Genomic DNA, 18,326 nt, shown 5'->3' on the forward strand with positions numbered 1-18,326 from the left:
AAGCAAGCTACGCGCAGCGTCTCCTAGAGAGCGTCATTAGGAATTAATATCCCAGTGGCGAGAGTGTTTGCTGTTGCGTTTCTGGATTTGGCGTTGTGTTAGACGATACGGGCTTAGGACTATGAGATACAGGAGGCAAGAAAATCATCCTTTCAGGAGTTGGCGATACCAGTCCTGCTGTTGGTTGTTCTGCTTCCTCAGCCATTTTATTTGTCAGCGTCGCGTTGGTTGTCGTTAGCAGCCGCTCATGACGTTGGAGGTTTTGCAGTCTGCGATATGACTGACCCCAAAGCTCTTGAGAATATACCGTCCAGCCATACACAGCAAGTGTCGATGCTACTAACAAGAATGCCAAAACTGACGAATAACGATGAAAAGTGTACAAGCGCAGCAACCACAAAGGTACCGTTCCCGAATTAGGCATTGTCGGAAGGGGAAGAAAACCTACCCCCACACTCTTCTGGTTCCTACTCGACTGCTCATTGAGATTTGGCAATTGTTGTCTACCCAACTCTTTCCCCGATTTGGCTATAACTGCCTCATTTGTGGGAGAAACCCCTAACTTTTTCGAGGAACGGCGTTGTCTTTGAGAAGATGCTGGTGTCGAATAGCTCCGTGCTGCTGACTCCATAGGCGCAGAGCGTCGCCTCCCTAAAGAAAAGATAGAATCTCGGCGGAACCAATTACCTCTTGTAGAAACAGCAGATTTACGAGTAAGTACCATAAATTTTTTTAGATGAGAAATACTGTACTTTAGATTGATTGTCTTGATTGTCTGTGTTTTGCTAAGGTTAAAATTAGCTTCTGTGCAACCAGCACACATAACAGACTATACCCTTTTAACTTTTCTGATCGGTAGCTGTACCAAACATTGCATCCCCTTAGATATGCAATGTTTGCAATCACCCATTAGAAACTGGACAGCTTACCTTTAGGCATCGCACCTAAAGTATGACAATGGGGGGCGGCAAGGTGCAATACTCTGTGAAAAAAATAAAATTTTTTGCTATGATACCTTGCTTTGCTAAAGAATTGAGTAATTTCCGTTTTGCTCCTGAGTTAAGAGAAACTAATTAGATGGCTGTCTGATGCGTAATCCCAAAAATAATACCCCAAAAGATTGTTTTTTTAAGTATGTAATCTCGTAGCATTAAAAAAAAGCAATAAATACGGTATCGTATTCAACAGGCGAAAAATTGTTCTAGCCACAATTGGTGAAAGAGGAGTTATGAAAACAAAAATCTTTGGTTTGGCTTTAATGTTAAGTCTGGCTGCAATTCTCGGAGCCTGTGATGGTGGTGCTGGTGGTGGTGCTGGTGGTGGTAGTACTCCAGCTGCTTCAGGTGAACCAACTGATGCACCTCCCGCAGCAACTCCCGCAGTGACTCCTGCTACTACTCCCGCAGCGACTCCTGCTACTACTCCCGCAGCAACTCCTAAATAAGGCATCTTAAACTTTAGTTTAAATCCGTCCAGAATTGCTCAGTGATAGCGTTCCTCACTAAATAGCTTGGATTAATTAGGTTCATGTAGAAACCTACATTTTTTTGTTGGTTTATCAGAGCCTAAAGTTTACTAAAATATTCAGCTAAGTAGACCAGGAAATAGAGGACACTGGTAAAGAGGGTTACGTCCTCAACCAAGTGTCCATCTGATCAAACCTTGTTACTAGTCCAAGGCAGTTGAGTGAATGTCAGTTATTTTGCAGGCAAGATACTTCCCTCATTTGGTATTTTGAATTGCTGAGACTACTGAGTTTTGAGAGGGCAAAACAATTTATTGCGATCGCTGGCAATTGCTCTTGAGCATTCCCGGAACTTTATCCCGTATCATCAGAGACCTGGTAATGTCACTAGATATTGCCAGATTTTTATTGGGCATTGGGCACTTGTACTGAGCGTACCCCTTTGGGGAAGCAAGCTACGCGTAGCGTCTCGTAGAGAAGCCGTTGGCGCAGCCTCTCGTAGAGAAGTATTGGGCATGGGAAAAAAGATTTTCATCCTGCGTTGTGAATGCAGTTTAGTAGATGGGAAGAGTTAAGGCGATAAAAGCGATAAAATTACTGAGCTTAGTTGTGATTAGTGCAATATTGTTTGCGTTAAGTAGCTATTGGGGATCATCGGTGATAGCATTACCGCCACCAGAGGATACACCAGAAGAAATATTACGGACACAGATTATTATAGAAGCGCGATCGCCTATTGATGGGAAATTCCTAACAGCTGCCGAATACATCCAATTGCAAGCCCAGCTACAAGAAGCCCCACCACCAAAACTAGACCCCAGAATTCGGGAACAGATTTACTTGCTTCGCTTACGCAAAACATTACTTCAATTTTTCCCCTTTTTAAATTTTTGACAAATTATTAGTTATTCATCCTCTGCCCAGTCCGCAGTACCCAGTCCCCAGTCCCCAATACTTCTCTACGAGAGGCTGCGCCAACGGCTTCTCTACGAGACGCTACGCGTAGCTTGCTTCCCCAAAGGGGTACGCTCAGTACAAGTCCCCAGTCCCCAATACCCCATACCCAATGCCCCATTCTGATGTAGGATAACGGTGGCGACAAAATTTGCAAATAAATGTAAAGAATATATATAGATATTAAAAAAGTAGATTTAGTCAATCACGTTATTTCACTTAGGTAGCTTCATGTCCATGACCACGATCGCCCCTGAACAGGTTAACAGCATCGTTTGGAATCAGCATAACGATCCCTTTGAAATACTAGGTTCTCATCCCATACAACAAGACGGCAAAACTGTCTGGGCTGTACGAGCCTATCTACCAAATGCAAGTGCCGTATGGGTCGTTCTTCCTGAACAACGGAAGGAATACCCAATGCAAACAGTGCATCATCCCCACTTTTTTGAATGCACCATTGAAACCGCAGAACTGGCAAACTACCAGTTACGGATTAAAGAAGGGGAACATGAGCGTGTCACTTATGACCCTTACGCTTTCCGTTCTCCCCGCTTGACAGACTTTGACTTGCATTTGTTTAGTGAAGGCAACCATCACCGGATATATGAAAAACTGGGAGCGCACCCCGCAGAAATAGACGGCATTAAGGGCGTTTATTTTGCTGTTTGGGCACCCAACGCTCGCAATGTTTCATTGCTGGGAGATTTCAATCTCTGGGATGGGCGTAAAAACCAGATGCGTAAAGGCCCCACCGGGGTTTGGGAATTGTTTATCCCTGAAATTGGTGTGGGAGAGCATTACAAATATGAAATCAAAAATTTTGAAGGACACATTTACGAAAAATCCGATCCTTACGGTTTCCAACAGGAACCGCGCCCGAAAACGGCATCCATTGTTACTGATTTAGATGCTTATAGTTGGGATGACGAAAGCTGGATGGAAAAGCGGCGTCGCACTGAACCCCTCACTCAGCCAGTTTCAGTCTACGAAGTGCATTTAGGCTCTTGGTTACACGCTTCCAGTGCCGAACCTGCTAAACTGCCAAATGGTGAAACTGAACCTGTAGTTATCGTTTCTGAACTGAAGCCGGGCGCACGCTTCCTAACTTACCGGGAACTAGCTGACCGACTCATTCCTTATGTCAAAGAATTAGGATACACCCACATAGAAATGCTGCCCATTGCGGAGCATCCCTTTGATGGCTCTTGGGGTTATCAAGTAACTGGGTACTATGCCCCTACGTCCCGTTTTGGTAGCCCCGAAGATTTCATGTATTTTATTGACAAATGTCACCAAAATGATCTAGGGGTAATTGTAGATTGGGTTCCCGGTCACTTCCCCAAAGATGGACATGGTTTAGCTTTCTTTGATGGTAGCCACCTATACGAACACGTTGACCCCCGCAAAGGTGAACACAAAGGATGGGGTACTTTGGTGTTCAACTACGGTCGCCATGAAGTTAGTAATTTCTTAGCAGCAAATGCCCTCTTTTGGTTTGATAAATACCACATTGATGGGATTCGTGTCGATGCTGTTGCCTCGATGCTCTATAACGATTATTGCCGCGAACCAGGAGAATGGCTGCCCAACAAGTACGGCGGCAGAGAAAACCTCGAAGCCGCAGATTTTCTGCGTCAGGTAAATCACATTATCTTTAGCTATTTTCCCGGCATTCTCTCAATTGCTGAAGAATCTACTTCCTGGCCAATGGTATCTTGGCCTACCTACACAGGTGGACTGGGCTTTAACTTGAAGTGGGATATGGGGTGGATGCACGATATGCTGGATTACTTCAGCATGGACCCTTGGTTCCGTCAATTCCACCAAAATAATATCACCTTTAGTATGTGGTATAACCACAGCGAGAACTTCATGCTGGCTTTATCCCACGATGAAGTAGTGCATGGTAAGAGCAATATCATCGGTAAAATGCCGGGGGATACATGGCAGAAGTTAGCAAATGTGCGTTGCTTATTTAGCTATATGTTTGCTCACCCAGGCAAGAAAACCATGTTTATGAGCATGGAGTTTGGGCAGTGGAGTGAGTGGAATGCTTGGGCAGATTTGGAGTGGCATTTATTGCAGCATGAAGCCCACCAAAAGTTAAAAACGTTTTTCCAAGAATTGAACCATCTCTATCGTTCGGAACCAGTTTTGTACACCCAGGATTTTGCTGAAGCGGGGTTTGAGTGGATTGACTGTAGCGATAACCGCCATAGTGTAGTTTCCTTCATCCGTCGTGACAAGGATTCTGATGATTTTGCGATCGTGATTTGCAATTTTACACCCCAACCCCATTCTCACTACCGCATCGGTGTACCACAAAAGGGATTTTATACCGAGTTGTTCAATAGTGATGCGCGTCAGTATGGCGGCAGCAATATGGGTAACTTAGGTGGTAAGTGGACGGATGATTGGTCATTACACAGTCGTCCCTATTCGCTAGATTTGTGTCTACCACCTTTGGGTGTATTGATTCTCAAGCTGGATAAGCAAAAGACTGCTGAGGTAATTGGATAATAATTAAGGGTGGGCGATGCCCACCCAATCCTAATCAAAATTTGACGGCAGTGAACTTAAGCTAGGGCGAAAGTCATTCGCGGCTACACAGGGAAGTCAAGTAATCGGACAAAATATTTACAGTCATTATGAGGGTTGGTATGTCTATTCAGTGCTAATTAATCTCTTAACTGAGAGGATTTAGTACCGATGCTCATACTCATGTCTCTCACGCCATTCACGTTTCTCATGTTCTCTACGTTGCCATTCACGGCGCTCACGTTCTTCACGCTCTCTACGTAGAAATACTAGCCTTTCTTGTTCTCGTTCACGCCACTCATGTCGATGATTGTTTCCCAAAATGACTTCTACTTGAGCAGATGCACGCTCTGCTAAAACACTCGAAGTTAGCAAAACGCCTAACAAACAAGATGAGAGAATTCTTTTCATGTTCATAAAGATATACCTTTGATTGAACCAGAAATCTTTAGTTTTAGACTTCTTTCTTTCACAAAAGGTTCAATTACGGGAGACCTATTTCAAAAGATATCAGCCGTGTTTTTAATTGCTTGTTGTGTCCCGTGGCTCTGGATCGTCATATACAGCAGATTTCAGGTAAATGAAGTACATATATAAAACCCAAAACCTTGTAGAGACGTAGCAGTGCTACGTCTCTACGTGTATTCGATGAGAGGTATTTGGCAGCGAGGGAGGCTACGTACCCCGCGTGTAGCAGTGCTACGTCTCTACGTGTATTCGATGAGAGCGCAATCTGCTGTAAACCTTATCGAAGTTGATAACTGTATGTAGTTTTCGCCCTTACCCTAAATCCCTCTCCCAAGCTTAGGAGAGAGCCACAGTTACCTTGAACAGATTTTGCCTCTGCCAAAACTTCTAACCCATTTGAACCTTTCTCTCATTCATCCGGTCTAATAAATACAAGCAACGAAACGGATAGGGGAGAACGCCTCAGGTGTTAGTTGTGCCAGCCAAGGTTTCAAAAGGAAATCAATTCATTAGCGAATCTGAAAGCGAATCTGACAGTTATCTGGTACAGCAGTGCCTACGGGGTGATACCCAAAGCTACGGTCAGCTTTACCGTCGCCATCAGCAAAGAGTCAGGTCAATCCTCTACAAACTATGCACTCCAGCATCTCTCGACGATGTAGTGCAGGATGTGTTTCTGCAAGCCTGGAAAGGATTGCCCAAGTTTCGCCAAACAGCAAAATTCTCTACCTGGCTGTATCGAATCGCTTGGAATGTGGCTTGTGACCAGCGACAGGCAGATGTTCAAAGGCGAACTCAATTACAAATTCTGAGTGAAAAAACTCCTACCCAACAGGAAGCCCCAGAGTTAATGAATATGCATTATCAAGACCTTGTGCAACGGGGACTAGCAAATCTCAGCTTTGACCATCGCACGATTTTGGTTTTGCATGATTTGGAAGAAGTACCTCAAAAAGAGGTAGCAAAAATCCTGGATATTCCCCTGGGAACAGTCAAATCACGATTATTCCATGCTCGTGCTGCTATGCGTCAATTTCTCCAAAACCAAGGGGTGCAGCTATGACTCAGTTACCTAATGATGATCATGACCTAATTAGTTTTCTATCTCAACATTGTCCAGAAGTTCCGCCAGCCTCGCCTGATTTAGAACAACAAATTTTACAACAGGTGAAAACTTGCCCTCAAGCACCCTTACGCAACTATTCCAGGCTGAGGTTAATTTTGCCTACTCTTGCTGCTGGATTAGTAGCTGCGATAGTTGGCTACCGTGCCTTGATACCTCCTCAACCAAGTCCGGCTGAACTTGCCTCATTGGAAACTTTTATTGAAAGCAATTGGCAAGCTACAGCCAGTAGCGAACATCTGGAAAGTGATGTATGGCATTTTACAGAATTAGATACTGAATAGGAGATCGCTTTGATGTTAATACGTCGTGTTTCCATTTTGGCGATCGCCATGATTGCCGTTAGTAGCACTATTGCTCTAGCCAAGCCAACTTTACTTTCACGCCAAGTCATTGCCCAAACCCCCACAAGTGTACCTCGGACAAATGCTGGTAAATCAGGTGGATGGCTCAAGGAATTAAATTTGACACCCCAGCAACTGCAACAGATTAAGCAAATTCATAATCTATCCAAACAACAGATAGCCGAAAAATCACAGGTGATCCGTCAACAGCAACAAGAATTACATGACCTGATCGCCGGCACAGCTACTAAAGAGCAAGTACTTGGTAAATATAACCAAATTAAGCTTATAAAGCAGCAGCTTGCTGATCTCCAGTTTGAAAATACCCTTGCGATTCGGGAAATCTTGAACCCAGAGCAACGGCTGAAATTTGCCGATCGGATGTATAAGAAGAAAAATCCTCTACCCCCAGCACAGCACAATTAACTCTATGACTGTGAAGCCTAAATATTGGGTGTTGTTGCTGTTTATCTTACTGGGGGGAATTGACCCCAGTTATGCAGCCTCCACATCTATTGAGCCAAAAGTATTACATATAATTAATCGCCTCAGCTTTGGCCCTCGCCCCGGTGATGTGCAAAGAGTGGAATCTATGGGTGTAGAGCGATACATTCAAGAGCAACTCTCACCTGATTCCATTCCCGAACCGCAAAGTCTCACCAGCCAACTAAACCAGCTAGATACTCTCCACTTGAATCCAGTGGAACTCTCAGAACATGGCACAACTCATCTCCCAGGACAAAAACCCAGCCTTGAAGAAAGAAAAGCTGCCAACAAATGGGCGAAACAGGTGCTAGATCAAGCAGTCCAGGCGCGGTTATTAGAGGCAACTAGTAGTCCCCGACAACTCCAAGAAGTGATGGTGGACTTTTGGTATAACCATTTTAATGTGGATGCTGGTAAAGGACGCGATCGCCTCTGGGTAGGAGCTTATGAACAACAGGCGATTCGACCTTACGCTTTAGCTCGCTTTCGTGACCTGTTGGGGGCAACAGCTCATCATCCAGCTATGCAGTATTATCTAGACAACTTTCAAAATCGGGCTGACAGCCGCCCCGATGCTCAGGGTAATATCCGAGGTTTGAATGAGAACTATGCCCGCGAATTGATGGAGTTACACACTCTCGGCGTAGATGGCGGTTATACTCAGCAAGATGTAATCGCTCTGGCACGGATTTTGAGTGGCTGGGGTTTCAGTCGTGCCGGTCAGCAGACAGATAATAATTTCGGGTTTTACTTCAACCCGAAACGTCATGATTCTAGCGACAAAGTTTTCCTTGGACACACAATTAAAGGCGGTGGTGAAGCCGAAGGGGAGGAAGCTCTAGATATTTTGGCTCAAAGTCCAGCAACTGCACGTCACATCAGCTATCAAATAGCTCAATATTTTGTTAGCGATCGCCCCCCCAGTTCTCTGGTAAATCATCTCACACAACGTTATCTTGCCACTGATGGCAATATTCGTGAGGTTCTCAACACCCTATTCCACAGCCAGGAATTCTGGGATATAAAAAACTTTAATGCCAAGTTTAAAACACCATATCAATATGCGATCTCGGCGGTGCGAGCCACAGGTATGGAAGTGAATAACACCAAACCAATCTCCAACCTGCTGCAACAGTTAGCAATGCCTCTATATCGGTGTCCAACTCCAGACGGTTACAAAAATACCGCAGATGTGTGGTTAAATCCTGATGCGATGAACCGCCGCCTCAGCTTTGCAACTGCGATCGCCAATGGCAATTTACCCTTATCAAGCATCCCAACAGATATGCAACAGGGCGACATGACACTACAAAAGTCCCCCAGTATTCCTGTAGATGCTTGGCAACTAACCAATACATTGGGCAATTCTTTTTCAGTCAAAACCCAAAAAGCGATCGCCTCTAGTGACTCTCAAATTCGCAGTGCTTTAATTTTGGGCAGTCCAGAATTTATGCAGCGTTAGTTACACAATTCTCAGTTACAAAACTCATATATAGCGGTTCTCGAATGGATGCAATACACTTTGACCTCACTTCCATTCCTCTCTCCTAAAAGGAGAGAGGAATGGAATCTTGCTCCCCAACGCTAGTAGGGAAGGGGCTGGGGGTTAGGTCTGTATTGCACTCAACAGAGAAGCGCTATAGCAGTCTCGCCCAGATGCAATATGCCCTCTTAGGGCACAGATAACTTGTATTCTACCGAATTGAAAACAGTCATAATTGAGTACTTTTAAAGATGAAAAGACGTAATTTTCTCATCCAAAGTGGAATTTTTTCAGCCGCCGCCATCACAGCTATATCTAGCAATGCTATTGTAGCTAGATCCGCTACCGACAATAGCGATCGCAAACGCTTAATTGTAATTTTCCTCCGGGGGGCAGTAGACGGTTTAAATGTTGTAGTTCCTTATTCAGAAACAGCTTACTATCAAGCCCGACCGCAAATTGCCATTCTCCAGCCAGGGAAGGAAGGGGGAGTTTTAGATTTAGATGAGCGTTTTGGGTTGCATCCAGCGTTAGATTCTTTGATGCCCTTCTGGAAGCAGAATAGTCTAGCATTTGTTCATGCTTGTGGTTCCCCCGATCCAACTCGCTCTCACTTTGATGCTCAACAATATATGGAAAACGCTACCCCTGGTGATAAACATACTCAGGATGGTTGGATGAATCGTTTACTAGGGGTAATTTCTCAAAAAACACCCATTCAAGCAATAAGTGTCGGAGAAACAACACCCTGGATTTTTTCTGGTCGAATGCCTGTAGCTAACATCGCATCAGGGAGAAATGCTACCAGACCTCTGCCAATAGATCGTCCTCAATTAGCAGCAGCATTTGACCAGCTTTATGGCGGTAATGATCCCCTAAGTCAGACCTATCGCCAAGGACGGATGGCGCATCAAGCGATCGTCAATGACCTGAATAGTGAAATGAAAATGGCGAATAATGGTGCGCCTTTACCTGATGGCTTCGCCAGTGATGCCCAACGATTGGCGCAACTAATGGTCAAAGACCCCAGAATTGAGTTAGGGTTTATGGCTTTGGGGGGTTGGGATACCCATGTGAATCAAGGTAGCACTCAAGGACAATTAGCTCGAAATTTAAAAAAATTGGGTTCAGGTTTAGCAACTTTGGTTGATGGTTTGGGGAGCGTTTACCAGAATACAACCATTGTTGTCATGTCCGAGTTTGGTCGTACAGTCAAGCAAAATGATAACGGTGGTACTGACCACGGTCATGGGAATGTTATGTGGGTTTTGGGCGGTAAAATTCGCGGTGGTAAAGTTTACGGTGAATGGCCTGGTCTATCTACAGCCCAACTTTATCAAGGTAGGGACTTGGCTATTACCACTGATTTTCGGGATGTGATCTCTGCCGTGTTGTCAGATCATCTGCATCTCAATCAAGCAAAATTAAATCAAGTGTTGCCAAATTACACCTCTAATCAGAAAGTAGCATTATTGTCAACTAATTGATAATTGCTATTTTTCAAGTGAATCTCTTTGATGATGCCTAGGCGTAGCCCGTCGGAAACATCGCCTCTTGGCGTTGGTTTTGCCATTGGGTTAGTCTGTACACGAAATCCCCAGCTACAAACTCTGTTGATCCGATACTTTGGGCATCTTGATTTTATCTCAGTGTCTATGATAATCTGCCTTCATCCATAAACTACAGTTACTTGATAAGATAATAGTAGTTTGCGATTCTTAGAGTCCACAAGCAAAAGGGCTTATTATACCAAAAAATTCATCTATTTAAACTTAGGACTTACGCAAAAGTACACGCTGTAGGGGTAATTGCATGAATTGCCCCTACGTGATTTAGGGATTTATGTATGAATATCAATACCCAGTGGATTCAAACAGATGTACTTGTCATTGGCGGTGGTACCGCCGGAACAATGGCAGGTATTAAGGCAAGACAAGCGAATCTTGATGCAGATGTACTGATTTTAGAAAAGGCTAACATACGTCGCAGTGGTGCGATCGCAATGGGTATGGATGGAGTGAATACCGCAGTCATTCCCGGACATTCCACACCAGAACAATACGTGCGCGAAATCACCCTTGCTAACGATGGCATTGTCAACCAAAAAGCCGTATATCAAACAGGTAAATTAGGTTATGAAGTTATCCAAGAATTAGAAAGTTGGGGTGTGAAATTTCAAAAAGATGCCCAGGGCAACTATGACTTAAAACAAGTGCATCGTGTGGGTAAATATGTCTTACCCATGCCAGAAGGTAAAGACCTCAAAACCATTCTTACCCGCCAAGTCAAACGCCACAAAGTCAAAGTGACAAATCGCGTCATGGCAACCCGCGTGTTAGTCAAAGCAGGACGTGCTATTGGTGCGGTGGGATTTGATGTCAGAAACGGAGATTATATAGTCATTCAAGCTAAAGCAGTCATCCTGTGTACAGGTGCTTGTGGCAGATTAGGATTACCTGCTTCCGGCTATCTCTACGGCACTTATGAAAATCCTACCAATGCTGGAGATGGCTATTCAATGGCTTATCATGCAGGTGCAGAACTTAGTAATATTGAATGCTTTCAAGTTAATCCTTTAATCAAAGATTATAACGGCCCCGCCTGTGCCTATGTTGCCGGGCCTTTTGGCGCACATACTGCTAACGCCGAAGGAAATCGCTTCATTAGTTGTGACTATTGGAGTGGTCAAATGATGTTGGAAATCTGGAAAGAATTAAATTCTGGGAAAGGGCCAGTCCAACTCAAAATGACCCATCTTGATGAAGATACAATCGCTGAAATTGAATCCATATTGTGGGCGAATGAACGACCGAGTAGAGAACGTTTTCATCAAGGTAGAAATGAAGATTATCGCACCCACGGCGTCGAGATGCACATTTCCGAAATTGGGTTATGTAGTGGTCATAGCGCCTCTGGTGTGTGGGTAAATGAAAATGCTCAAACAACCGTCACAGGTTTATATGCAGCCGGAGACATGGCCAGCGTTCCCCATAATTACATGATTGGGGCATTTGTTTTCGGTCGCATAGCCGGAACTCATGCCATTGAATATATCCAAGATTTAGAGTTTATCGAACCAGATGCAGATTTTTTAGAAGCTGAAAAAGCCAGAATTTATGCACCTTTAACTCGCCCTAATGGTGTACCTCACACTCAGGTAGAATATAAATTAAGACGCTTAGTTAATGATTATCTGCAACCACCAAAATCAGGTAATAAAATCGAGATTGGTTTGAAACATTTTGTCCAATATCAAGAAACGTTAGATTTAATGGGCGCTCGTGATCCTCATGAATTGATGCGTAGTCTAGAAGTTCACTTTATTCGAGACTGTGCAGAAATGGCAGCCAGAGCATCATTATATCGTCAAGAAACTCGTTGGGGACTTTATCATTACCGTTTAGATTATCCAGAGAAAAATGATGATGAATGGTTTTGTCATGTCAACTTAAAGAAAGATCAATTAGGGGAAATGGTATTGTTTAAGCGTCCTGTATATCCTTACATCGTGGATGTAAATTTACATCATTAAATTTATGATATAGCAGTGAAATAAACATGAAATATTTATTTTGGGATTTTGAGCATACACTAGGTTATCGTGATGGAATGTGGAGTGAAACTTTACATTCAATATTGAAACGTCATGGAATCCACAATATAGATTTAGAAGATATTCGACCATTATTGAAGAATGGCTTTCCTTGGCACTCGTCTGAAATTCCCCATAGTTTATTGTTTAATGAAAAAACATGGTGGGAATACATGAATGAATATTTTGCAGAAATATATGAAAAAGTAGGAATAAATAAAACTCAGGCAATAAAATATGCTTCCCAAGTCCAGAATGAATATAAAAATTTGGAAAAATGGCATTTATATGATGATGTAATTCCTACTTTGCAAGATGCAATTAAAAATAATTATAAAAATATAATTCTCTCAAATCATATACCTGAACTACACGAAATCATAGACCAATTAAATATTATAGAATACTTTGAAGAAATATATACATCTGGAAAAATTGGACATGAGAAACCCAGCCTCAAATTTTATGCTCATGTCATCAATGATTTAAAGATTGAAAAAACAGAATGTGTAATGATAGGTGATAGCTACAACGCTGATATCGCTGGAGCATTACGGGCGGATATACAAGCAATTTTAGTCAGGAAGCCTAATGATAAAAATTATAAACTTTATAGTCCAGATTTCAGAGGAATACTAAAAATAATTAGAAAAGTTTCAACTATGGAAGAAAGCATTTTCGTGAATTAAAGAATTGAATGAGTTATAAAGCCATAATTTTTGATCTCGATAATACACTGTTAAATTTTGAGCTATGTGAACGCCAAGCTATTCTTGGCGCATTGGAAGATTGTGCAGTATCTTTAGATTTCAATGGAGTTAGTGAGACTATTTTTCTTCAAGTCTTTGAAACTTATAATTCCCAGTATTGGAAACAGCGAGAAACTTTTTCTCCTAGAGAGTTAATCGAGATGTCTTATCGAAGTACACTTACTCAATTAGATATACAAATAGATCAAATCAGCAATCTTAGTCAAAGTTTTTGGCATATTTTTAATCATTCGGGCGTAATGGAACCTTATGTAAATGAAGTGCTAACTATTCTCGCGCGGAATTATCGTTTGGCTGTCATTACGAACGGTTTTGTATCAGCGCAACTACCGAGAATGCAAGCTGCTGGAATTGAGCATTTTTTTGAAGAAGTTGTCGTTTCTGAAGCAATTGGTTTTGCTAAACCATCTCCTGAGATATTCCATCATGCTTTATCTAGGTTAAATTTAACATCAGCACAAGTTCTTTACGTTGGAGATTCTCTCACTCATGATTATGCGGGAGCAACACAAGTCAAAATGGATTTTTGCTATTACAACAGAAAAAATCAAAATTTACCACAAGAAGCAAAACCAAAGTTTATGATCGGTGAACTCTTAAATTTGCTGGAATTGTTTAAATCACAGGCTTTTGATTTATTCATCTAAAGTTAGATTTTAAATAATTTGTTTTAAATTATTTTGAGGGATTTTATAATATGTCTATATATAATTTAATTGGTCAACAATACTCAAAAACTCGCGTTCCTGATATCCGTATTGTCAATAAATTAATTGATTTACTCAATTTACCCAAAGGTAGTATTATTGCTGATATTGGTGCTGGTAGTGGTGGTTACAGTCTAGCGCTAGCTAATAAAGGATTTCTTGTTAATGCTGTTGAACCTTCTGTAGTTATGCAAAAACAAGCAGTAGAACATCAGCAAATTAAGTGGTTTACTGGCTATGCAGAAAATTTACCTCTACCAGATAACTCTGTTGATGCTGTTGTAAGTATCCTGGCAATTCATCACTTTTCTCATCTCGAAAAAGCTTTTCAGGAAATGCACAGAATAATTAGAGATGGGGCAATAATTTTGTTAAATTTTGATATTAGATTAGCTCAGAAGATATGGCTTTATGATTATTTTCCGTTTTTGTGGGAAGATGCGTTACGATTTTTACCACTTAACGAACAGGTTAATTTAATTCAGAGTAATACTAAAAGGCGTGTTGAAGCCATACCCCTTTTTTTACCATACGATTTATCTGATTTATTCGCAGCAGCAGGCTGGAGACGACCAGAGTTATATCTTCAACCAGAAGTACGTGCGGGAATATCATCTTTTGCGTTAGCTAATCAAGATTTAGCAGAACAAGGAGTAAAGTTACTTGCAGCAGATTTAAGTAGTGGAGAATGGAGCAAAAAATATGGTGATATTCACAATTTGACAGAGATTGATATAGGCTATCGTTTTATCCATGCAACGCTGGATAACTAAATAATTGTAATTCAAAATTAAATTATGACAAACAAAGTTAGTGTAAGTGAGAAAATTAAAATTAGACAAGCTGAGATTAAAGATGTAGAGAGAATTGCTAGTCTTTGCGAACAACTTGAATATTCTGTGACTAATCAACAAATAAAGCAGCGCCTTACTAAAATTAAAAATAACGATGCTCATATTGTGTATGTTGCCACTGTAGAAGATGAATATGTAATTGGTTGGGCGCACGCTCATATTTGTGAATCAATAGTTATTCCGACTCCAGCGATTATTTTGGGATTAGTTGTAGATAAAGATTATCGTTATAGTGGAATTGGACGTTTTTTAATGCAACAAATTGAACAGTGGGCTTCTCTGGCTGGATGTGATAGTGTTCTGTTACGTTCTAATATTAAACGCCAAGAAGCTCACTTGTTTTATGAGAAAATTGGTTATACCAATATCAAGCAATCATTAACTTTTCATAAAAAAATGTTTGAGTGAAAAATATGCATTTAATTAATACATTTGCTACTCCCTCTCTGCTTAATGCTCGTCTGTGATTTAAACATTTGAATGAACTACATCCTATACATCTAAACAACCTAAAATCATGAGATAATTCATGCAAGCTTACCCCATTTATTTTACCGTTTAGCAGTTTCAGTACAAAATAATGGAGTTATTTTATGGCTTTAATCAATCAAAGAATAGATGTTCCTGTCATCGTTGATGAATCAAAATGTCTAGAAAAATGCACAGCCTGTATTGAAGTTTGTCCCTTGGATGTATTGGCAAAAAATCCAGAGACGGGGAAAGCTTATATGAAATATGATGAGTGTTGGTTTTGTCTACCTTGTGAAAAAGAATGTCCAACCAATGCAATTACTGTGCAAATTCCCTTTTTGTTACGTTAACTATCTGTGAGAAAATTTAATGAACGATGAAATCAAGCCTTGGCTAGAAATGCTGCGATCGCCTGATATAAATGACCGTATAGTAGCTGTCAAAACCTTGCAACATCTAGGTGATGATGAAACAATAGATGCTTTAATTATAGCTTTAAAAGATGAAAATATTACTGTTCAGAAAATAGCAATATCTGCCCTTTGGGAAATTGCTAATCCTGTCGCCATCCCTGCCTTAATTGAATGCCTCGGTTCAGCAGATGTAGATATTCGCACTGAAGCCGCATCAGCATTAAATGAGTTAATTACACAAGATGAATTGTTACTTTTACTAGATAAACTTCAAAGTAATGATGTAAATCTTCAATTAAATATTTTGCTGCTTTTGCGGAAGATACATGATATTCAATCTTTGCCCTATATTTTACCATTTTTAGAATCAAAAAATCCTGAGTTAAGAGAAGCAGCCATTACGACACTCCGATATATCAATCAACTAGAAAAATGTCCGCAAGCTTTAAATTTAATCTTTGATCAAGAAGCAAGTATACGTCGTGCTGCGGCTTTAACTTTAGAACATTTACAAGATGCAGAAGTGGTTACAATACTTTGTCAAGCACTTACAAATGATAGTGACTGGCAAGTTCGCCGGAATGCAGCTAAATCTCTGGCTATTCATGCAAATAATCAAGCAATTTCAGCATTAGAAATAGCTTTAAATGATGAACATTGGCAAGTGCGTAAATCAGCAGCACAAGCTTTGCAAAAAATCCCAGATATTCAAGTTATGCCGAGATTAATTCAAGCATTAACAGATGAATATGCAGATGTCCGCAAAGAAGCTGCGATCGCACTTGGAAATTTAGCTCATCCTGACGTTATTAACCCCCTGCAACAAGCCTTAGATGATCCTGACAAAGAAGTGTCCATCCAAGCGCAACGGGCAATTCAGAAGATTAAAACAGATAGAATAGTCTCAAGGGAGCAGTAAATAACTAAGGGAAAGCGCAATGGGAAATCCATTTCCTGCAATGAACCCGTATTTGGAACAGCCAGAACTTTGGCATCAAGTTCATAATCGTTTAATTGTAGCGATCGCTGATGACCTGACTCCTCAAATCGCCCCTAAATACCGAGTTTCCATTGAAGAGCGAGTTTACACCAGTGTAGATGATATCTTACTTATAGGAATTGCTGATGTAGCCGTTGCCAATCATAACACTACAGATACCAGCACAACTTTGACTGCTGCAAAACTTATCAAACCCAGTAAAGTGAAAGTCCCCATACCTGAAAAAGTAACTGAGCGATTTTTAGAGGTGCGAGCAACTCAAAGTCAAGAAGTAGTTGCGGTGATAGAAATACTTTCCCCTAAAAATAAACGCTCAAAAGAAGGTAGAGCCGCTTACGAGAACAAACGACAGAAAATTTTGGCTTCTGCAACCAATTTGGTAAAAATTGATCTCTTAAGACAAGGAGAGTCAATGCCTGTTTTAGGAGCGATCGCCACAGATTATAGTATCTTGGTTAGTCGCAGCTACAACAGACCTGATGCAGATTTATATACTTTCGACTTAAAAAACCCAATTCCTGTTTTTCCAGTGCCTTTGCGTCAGGGGGAACCTGAGCCAATAGTTGACTTGCAAAGGTTACTAAATGAAATTTATGAACGTGCTAGATTTGACTTAGCAATTGATTATTTACAACCTTTAAAAATAGTGCGTAGGCGTAGCCAGCCACAGGCATCGCCCGAAGAAGAAGCTTGGGTGAGAGAAGTTTTGCAAAGGATCTAAATCAGAGCGCTCATTCTTGGTAACTCAGTACTGCCAACCCGATCAAAGCTTTGCTAATTTCCCAATACAAATTCTTTACTCCAAATTATTGACCTCTGCTTATCATCAATATTTATCAGGTTGACTTTATCGATAAAACAACGATAATTTAAATCTAAATGTTGTACTTCTTCTAACACTTGCAAAAATTTATCTGTATCTTTTGTAAATTTTCCTAGCGTTAAATGTGGAACGAATGGTAAATTTTCCCTGAAATATTCAGCTAATATACCTGTATATAATTCGTTGTGTAGTTTTACCATATCTACTTTTCCTTCTTCAACCATTAAAAACATATACTCATCCCATGATTTTTGTAATCCTTTGAGACAAATAGAAAATATTTTCCACTTACTCAAAATACTATCAATATGAAGAATGAGATTTTTTTTATTAATAGACTCGATTGTGGGAAATACAAGTGTAATATGTGGGTCAATTAAATCAACTTGTGGGTCATATTTCTGCCTTATTTGATTGATATCTTCTGTGTTAATATTGGGGTAATGTACGAGTGCGTAAGACATACTTATAAATTCTTAAAGGTTATACAGCAGATTTCAAATTCTCTAGGAGAGCTTACACCAATATGAGGTACAGAAATATCCCTTATAACATCCAGAAGATATGACTACAGCTTATCACCAAGAAGTCGTCCAACTCCTGAAACAAGTTATCGAACCTACCTTAAAAAATGATATCGTTAGTTTGGGAATGGTGCGAAATCTCCGCATAGTTGATGACTATATTTACTTGCGTTTATATATCGGTTCCCATCAGCAGCAATTAGAGACAGAGATCATCTGTGAGAGGTTAAGGTAATTGCACATTTGTCAAGAGGGTGCAGGAAAAGGGGATAAATCTAGCTTGGAGACTGGCTTTCGGAGATATTTAA

Annotated in this window: 22 protein-coding genes; 18 read left to right on the top strand and 4 right to left on the bottom strand. The window is 41.0% G+C overall.

What is annotated here, in order from left to right:
- Window positions 1-43 precede the first annotated feature (43 nt).
- Complete coding sequence (locus V7K50_RS11550) at window positions 44-724, bottom strand: hypothetical protein (RefSeq protein WP_334960096.1); 681 nt, start codon at window positions 722-724, stop codon at window positions 44-46.
- Window positions 725-1,228: 504 nt separating this feature from the next.
- Between V7K50_RS11550 and V7K50_RS11555 the strand changes: the two genes are divergently transcribed.
- The 3 genes from V7K50_RS11555 to V7K50_RS11565 all read left to right on the top strand — a co-directional run bounded on the left by V7K50_RS11555 (window position 1,229) and on the right by V7K50_RS11565 (window position 2,359).
- A complete protein-coding gene (locus tag V7K50_RS11555) occupies window positions 1,229-1,444 on the top strand; it encodes a hypothetical protein (protein ID WP_334960098.1) in 216 nt (71 codons plus the stop codon).
- Between the two features lie 314 nt (window positions 1,445-1,758).
- Entirely contained in the window at window positions 1,759-2,040 is a 282-nt protein-coding gene (locus tag V7K50_RS11560) for a hypothetical protein (RefSeq protein WP_334960100.1), read from the top strand.
- Window positions 2,027-2,359 carry a hypothetical protein gene (locus V7K50_RS11565; protein WP_334960102.1) on the top strand — a complete coding sequence of 111 codons (333 nt, stop codon included), beginning with the start codon at window positions 2,027-2,029 and terminating at the stop codon, window positions 2,357-2,359. The genes V7K50_RS11560 and V7K50_RS11565 overlap by 14 nt, the downstream gene beginning before the upstream one ends.
- 7 nt (window positions 2,360-2,366) lie before the next feature.
- Here V7K50_RS11565 and V7K50_RS11570 read toward each other — a convergent pair whose 3' ends face one another.
- Window positions 2,367-2,624: a hypothetical protein gene (locus V7K50_RS11570; RefSeq protein WP_334960103.1), complete on the bottom strand. Its 258-nt coding sequence runs from the start codon at window positions 2,622-2,624 to the stop codon at window positions 2,367-2,369.
- Between the two features lie 26 nt (window positions 2,625-2,650).
- Between V7K50_RS11570 and glgB the strand changes: the two genes are divergently transcribed.
- The gene (gene glgB / locus V7K50_RS11575; RefSeq protein ID WP_334960105.1) at window positions 2,651-4,942 is read left to right on the top strand and encodes a 1,4-alpha-glucan branching enzyme; all 2,292 of its coding nucleotides are present in this window, start codon (window positions 2,651-2,653) and stop codon (window positions 4,940-4,942) included.
- A 180-nt stretch (window positions 4,943-5,122) separates the two neighbouring features.
- Here glgB and V7K50_RS11580 read toward each other — a convergent pair whose 3' ends face one another.
- The gene (locus V7K50_RS11580) at window positions 5,123-5,377 is read right to left on the bottom strand and encodes a hypothetical protein (RefSeq protein ID WP_334960106.1); all 255 of its coding nucleotides are present in this window, start codon (window positions 5,375-5,377) and stop codon (window positions 5,123-5,125) included.
- A 526-nt stretch (window positions 5,378-5,903) separates the two neighbouring features.
- Between V7K50_RS11580 and V7K50_RS11585 the strand changes: the two genes are divergently transcribed.
- The 13 genes from V7K50_RS11585 (at window position 5,904) to V7K50_RS11645 (ending at window position 17,392) form a co-directional block, all read left to right on the top strand.
- Window positions 5,904-6,491: a sigma-70 family RNA polymerase sigma factor gene (locus tag V7K50_RS11585; RefSeq protein ID WP_334960107.1), complete on the top strand. Its 588-nt coding sequence runs from the start codon at window positions 5,904-5,906 to the stop codon at window positions 6,489-6,491.
- Window positions 6,488-6,835 (top strand): hypothetical protein, encoded by a 348-nt coding sequence (locus V7K50_RS11590; RefSeq protein WP_334960109.1) that lies wholly within the window; start codon window positions 6,488-6,490, stop codon window positions 6,833-6,835. Before V7K50_RS11585 ends, V7K50_RS11590 begins: the two co-directional genes overlap by 4 nt.
- A 12-nt stretch (window positions 6,836-6,847) precedes the next feature.
- A complete protein-coding gene (locus tag V7K50_RS11595; RefSeq protein ID WP_334960111.1) occupies window positions 6,848-7,321 on the top strand; it encodes a Spy/CpxP family protein refolding chaperone in 474 nt (157 codons plus the stop codon).
- 4 nt (window positions 7,322-7,325) lie between these two features.
- Window positions 7,326-8,843 carry a DUF1800 domain-containing protein gene (locus V7K50_RS11600; RefSeq protein WP_334960113.1) on the top strand — a complete coding sequence of 506 codons (1,518 nt, stop codon included), beginning with the start codon at window positions 7,326-7,328 and terminating at the stop codon, window positions 8,841-8,843.
- Between the two features lie 272 nt (window positions 8,844-9,115).
- Window positions 9,116-10,351, top strand: a complete 1,236-nt coding sequence (locus V7K50_RS11605) for a DUF1501 domain-containing protein (RefSeq protein WP_334960115.1) — start codon at window positions 9,116-9,118, stop codon at window positions 10,349-10,351.
- Between the two features lie 359 nt (window positions 10,352-10,710).
- Window positions 10,711-12,396, top strand: a complete 1,686-nt coding sequence (locus V7K50_RS11610) for a fumarate reductase/succinate dehydrogenase flavoprotein subunit (RefSeq protein WP_334960117.1) — start codon at window positions 10,711-10,713, stop codon at window positions 12,394-12,396.
- Between the two features lie 26 nt (window positions 12,397-12,422).
- Window positions 12,423-13,145 carry an HAD family hydrolase gene (locus tag V7K50_RS11615; protein ID WP_334960119.1) on the top strand — a complete coding sequence of 241 codons (723 nt, stop codon included), beginning with the start codon at window positions 12,423-12,425 and terminating at the stop codon, window positions 13,143-13,145.
- 8 nt (window positions 13,146-13,153) lie between these two features.
- Entirely contained in the window at window positions 13,154-13,873 is a 720-nt protein-coding gene (locus tag V7K50_RS11620; protein WP_334960121.1) for an HAD family hydrolase, read from the top strand.
- Window positions 13,874-13,923: 50 nt separating this feature from the next.
- The gene (locus tag V7K50_RS11625; RefSeq protein ID WP_334960123.1) at window positions 13,924-14,706 is read left to right on the top strand and encodes a class I SAM-dependent methyltransferase; all 783 of its coding nucleotides are present in this window, start codon (window positions 13,924-13,926) and stop codon (window positions 14,704-14,706) included.
- Window positions 14,707-14,730: 24 nt separating this feature from the next.
- A complete protein-coding gene (locus V7K50_RS11630) occupies window positions 14,731-15,195 on the top strand; it encodes a GNAT family N-acetyltransferase (protein WP_334960125.1) in 465 nt (154 codons plus the stop codon).
- Between the two features lie 185 nt (window positions 15,196-15,380).
- A complete protein-coding gene (locus tag V7K50_RS11635) occupies window positions 15,381-15,608 on the top strand; it encodes a 4Fe-4S dicluster domain-containing protein (RefSeq protein ID WP_012408944.1) in 228 nt (75 codons plus the stop codon).
- A gap of 19 nt (window positions 15,609-15,627) precedes the next feature.
- Window positions 15,628-16,590, top strand: coding sequence for a HEAT repeat domain-containing protein (locus V7K50_RS11640; protein WP_334960127.1), 963 nt, complete (start codon window positions 15,628-15,630; stop codon window positions 16,588-16,590).
- 19 nt (window positions 16,591-16,609) lie between these two features.
- Complete coding sequence (locus V7K50_RS11645) at window positions 16,610-17,392, top strand: DUF4058 family protein (RefSeq protein WP_334960129.1); 783 nt, start codon at window positions 16,610-16,612, stop codon at window positions 17,390-17,392.
- A gap of 53 nt (window positions 17,393-17,445) precedes the next feature.
- Here the strand turns inward: V7K50_RS11645 and V7K50_RS11650 are convergent, their stop codons facing one another.
- A complete protein-coding gene (locus V7K50_RS11650) occupies window positions 17,446-17,958 on the bottom strand; it encodes a 2'-5' RNA ligase family protein (RefSeq protein WP_334960131.1) in 513 nt (170 codons plus the stop codon).
- A gap of 100 nt (window positions 17,959-18,058) precedes the next feature.
- Between V7K50_RS11650 and V7K50_RS11655 the strand changes: the two genes are divergently transcribed.
- Window positions 18,059-18,253: an iron-sulfur cluster assembly protein gene (locus V7K50_RS11655; RefSeq protein ID WP_334960133.1), complete on the top strand. Its 195-nt coding sequence runs from the start codon at window positions 18,059-18,061 to the stop codon at window positions 18,251-18,253.
- Window positions 18,254-18,326 lie beyond the last annotated feature (73 nt).

It is taken from the genome of Nostoc sp. (genome assembly GCF_036917135.1).
Classification (GTDB): Bacteria; Cyanobacteriota; Cyanobacteriia; order Cyanobacteriales; family Nostocaceae; genus Nostoc.

Excerpts from the sequence above, each read along its gene's own strand:
- V7K50_RS11550 (WP_334960096.1), bottom strand. The coding sequence starts at position 724 with ATGGTACTTACTCGTAAATCTGCTGTTTCTACAAGAGGTAATTGGTTC.
- V7K50_RS11555 (WP_334960098.1), top strand. The coding sequence starts at position 1,229 with ATGAAAACAAAAATCTTTGGTTTGGCTTTAATGTTAAGTCTGGCTGCA.
- V7K50_RS11565 (WP_334960102.1), top strand. The coding sequence starts at position 2,027 with ATGGGAAGAGTTAAGGCGATAAAAGCGATAAAATTACTGAGCTTAGTT.
- glgB (WP_334960105.1), top strand. The coding sequence starts at position 2,651 with ATGTCCATGACCACGATCGCCCCTGAACAGGTTAACAGCATCGTTTGG.
- V7K50_RS11580 (WP_334960106.1), bottom strand. The coding sequence starts at position 5,377 with ATGAACATGAAAAGAATTCTCTCATCTTGTTTGTTAGGCGTTTTGCTA.
- V7K50_RS11590 (WP_334960109.1), top strand. The coding sequence starts at position 6,488 with ATGACTCAGTTACCTAATGATGATCATGACCTAATTAGTTTTCTATCT.
- V7K50_RS11595 (WP_334960111.1), top strand. The coding sequence starts at position 6,848 with ATGTTAATACGTCGTGTTTCCATTTTGGCGATCGCCATGATTGCCGTT.
- V7K50_RS11600 (WP_334960113.1), top strand. The coding sequence starts at position 7,326 with ATGACTGTGAAGCCTAAATATTGGGTGTTGTTGCTGTTTATCTTACTG.
- V7K50_RS11605 (WP_334960115.1), top strand. The coding sequence starts at position 9,116 with ATGAAAAGACGTAATTTTCTCATCCAAAGTGGAATTTTTTCAGCCGCC.
- V7K50_RS11610 (WP_334960117.1), top strand. The coding sequence starts at position 10,711 with ATGAATATCAATACCCAGTGGATTCAAACAGATGTACTTGTCATTGGC.
- V7K50_RS11615 (WP_334960119.1), top strand. The coding sequence starts at position 12,423 with ATGAAATATTTATTTTGGGATTTTGAGCATACACTAGGTTATCGTGAT.
- V7K50_RS11620 (WP_334960121.1), top strand. The coding sequence starts at position 13,154 with ATGAGTTATAAAGCCATAATTTTTGATCTCGATAATACACTGTTAAAT.
- V7K50_RS11625 (WP_334960123.1), top strand. The coding sequence starts at position 13,924 with ATGTCTATATATAATTTAATTGGTCAACAATACTCAAAAACTCGCGTT.
- V7K50_RS11630 (WP_334960125.1), top strand. The coding sequence starts at position 14,731 with ATGACAAACAAAGTTAGTGTAAGTGAGAAAATTAAAATTAGACAAGCT.
- V7K50_RS11635 (WP_012408944.1), top strand. The coding sequence starts at position 15,381 with ATGGCTTTAATCAATCAAAGAATAGATGTTCCTGTCATCGTTGATGAA.
- V7K50_RS11640 (WP_334960127.1), top strand. The coding sequence starts at position 15,628 with ATGAACGATGAAATCAAGCCTTGGCTAGAAATGCTGCGATCGCCTGAT.
- V7K50_RS11645 (WP_334960129.1), top strand. The coding sequence starts at position 16,610 with ATGGGAAATCCATTTCCTGCAATGAACCCGTATTTGGAACAGCCAGAA.
- V7K50_RS11650 (WP_334960131.1), bottom strand. The coding sequence starts at position 17,958 with ATGTCTTACGCACTCGTACATTACCCCAATATTAACACAGAAGATATC.
- V7K50_RS11655 (WP_334960133.1), top strand. The coding sequence starts at position 18,059 with ATGACTACAGCTTATCACCAAGAAGTCGTCCAACTCCTGAAACAAGTT.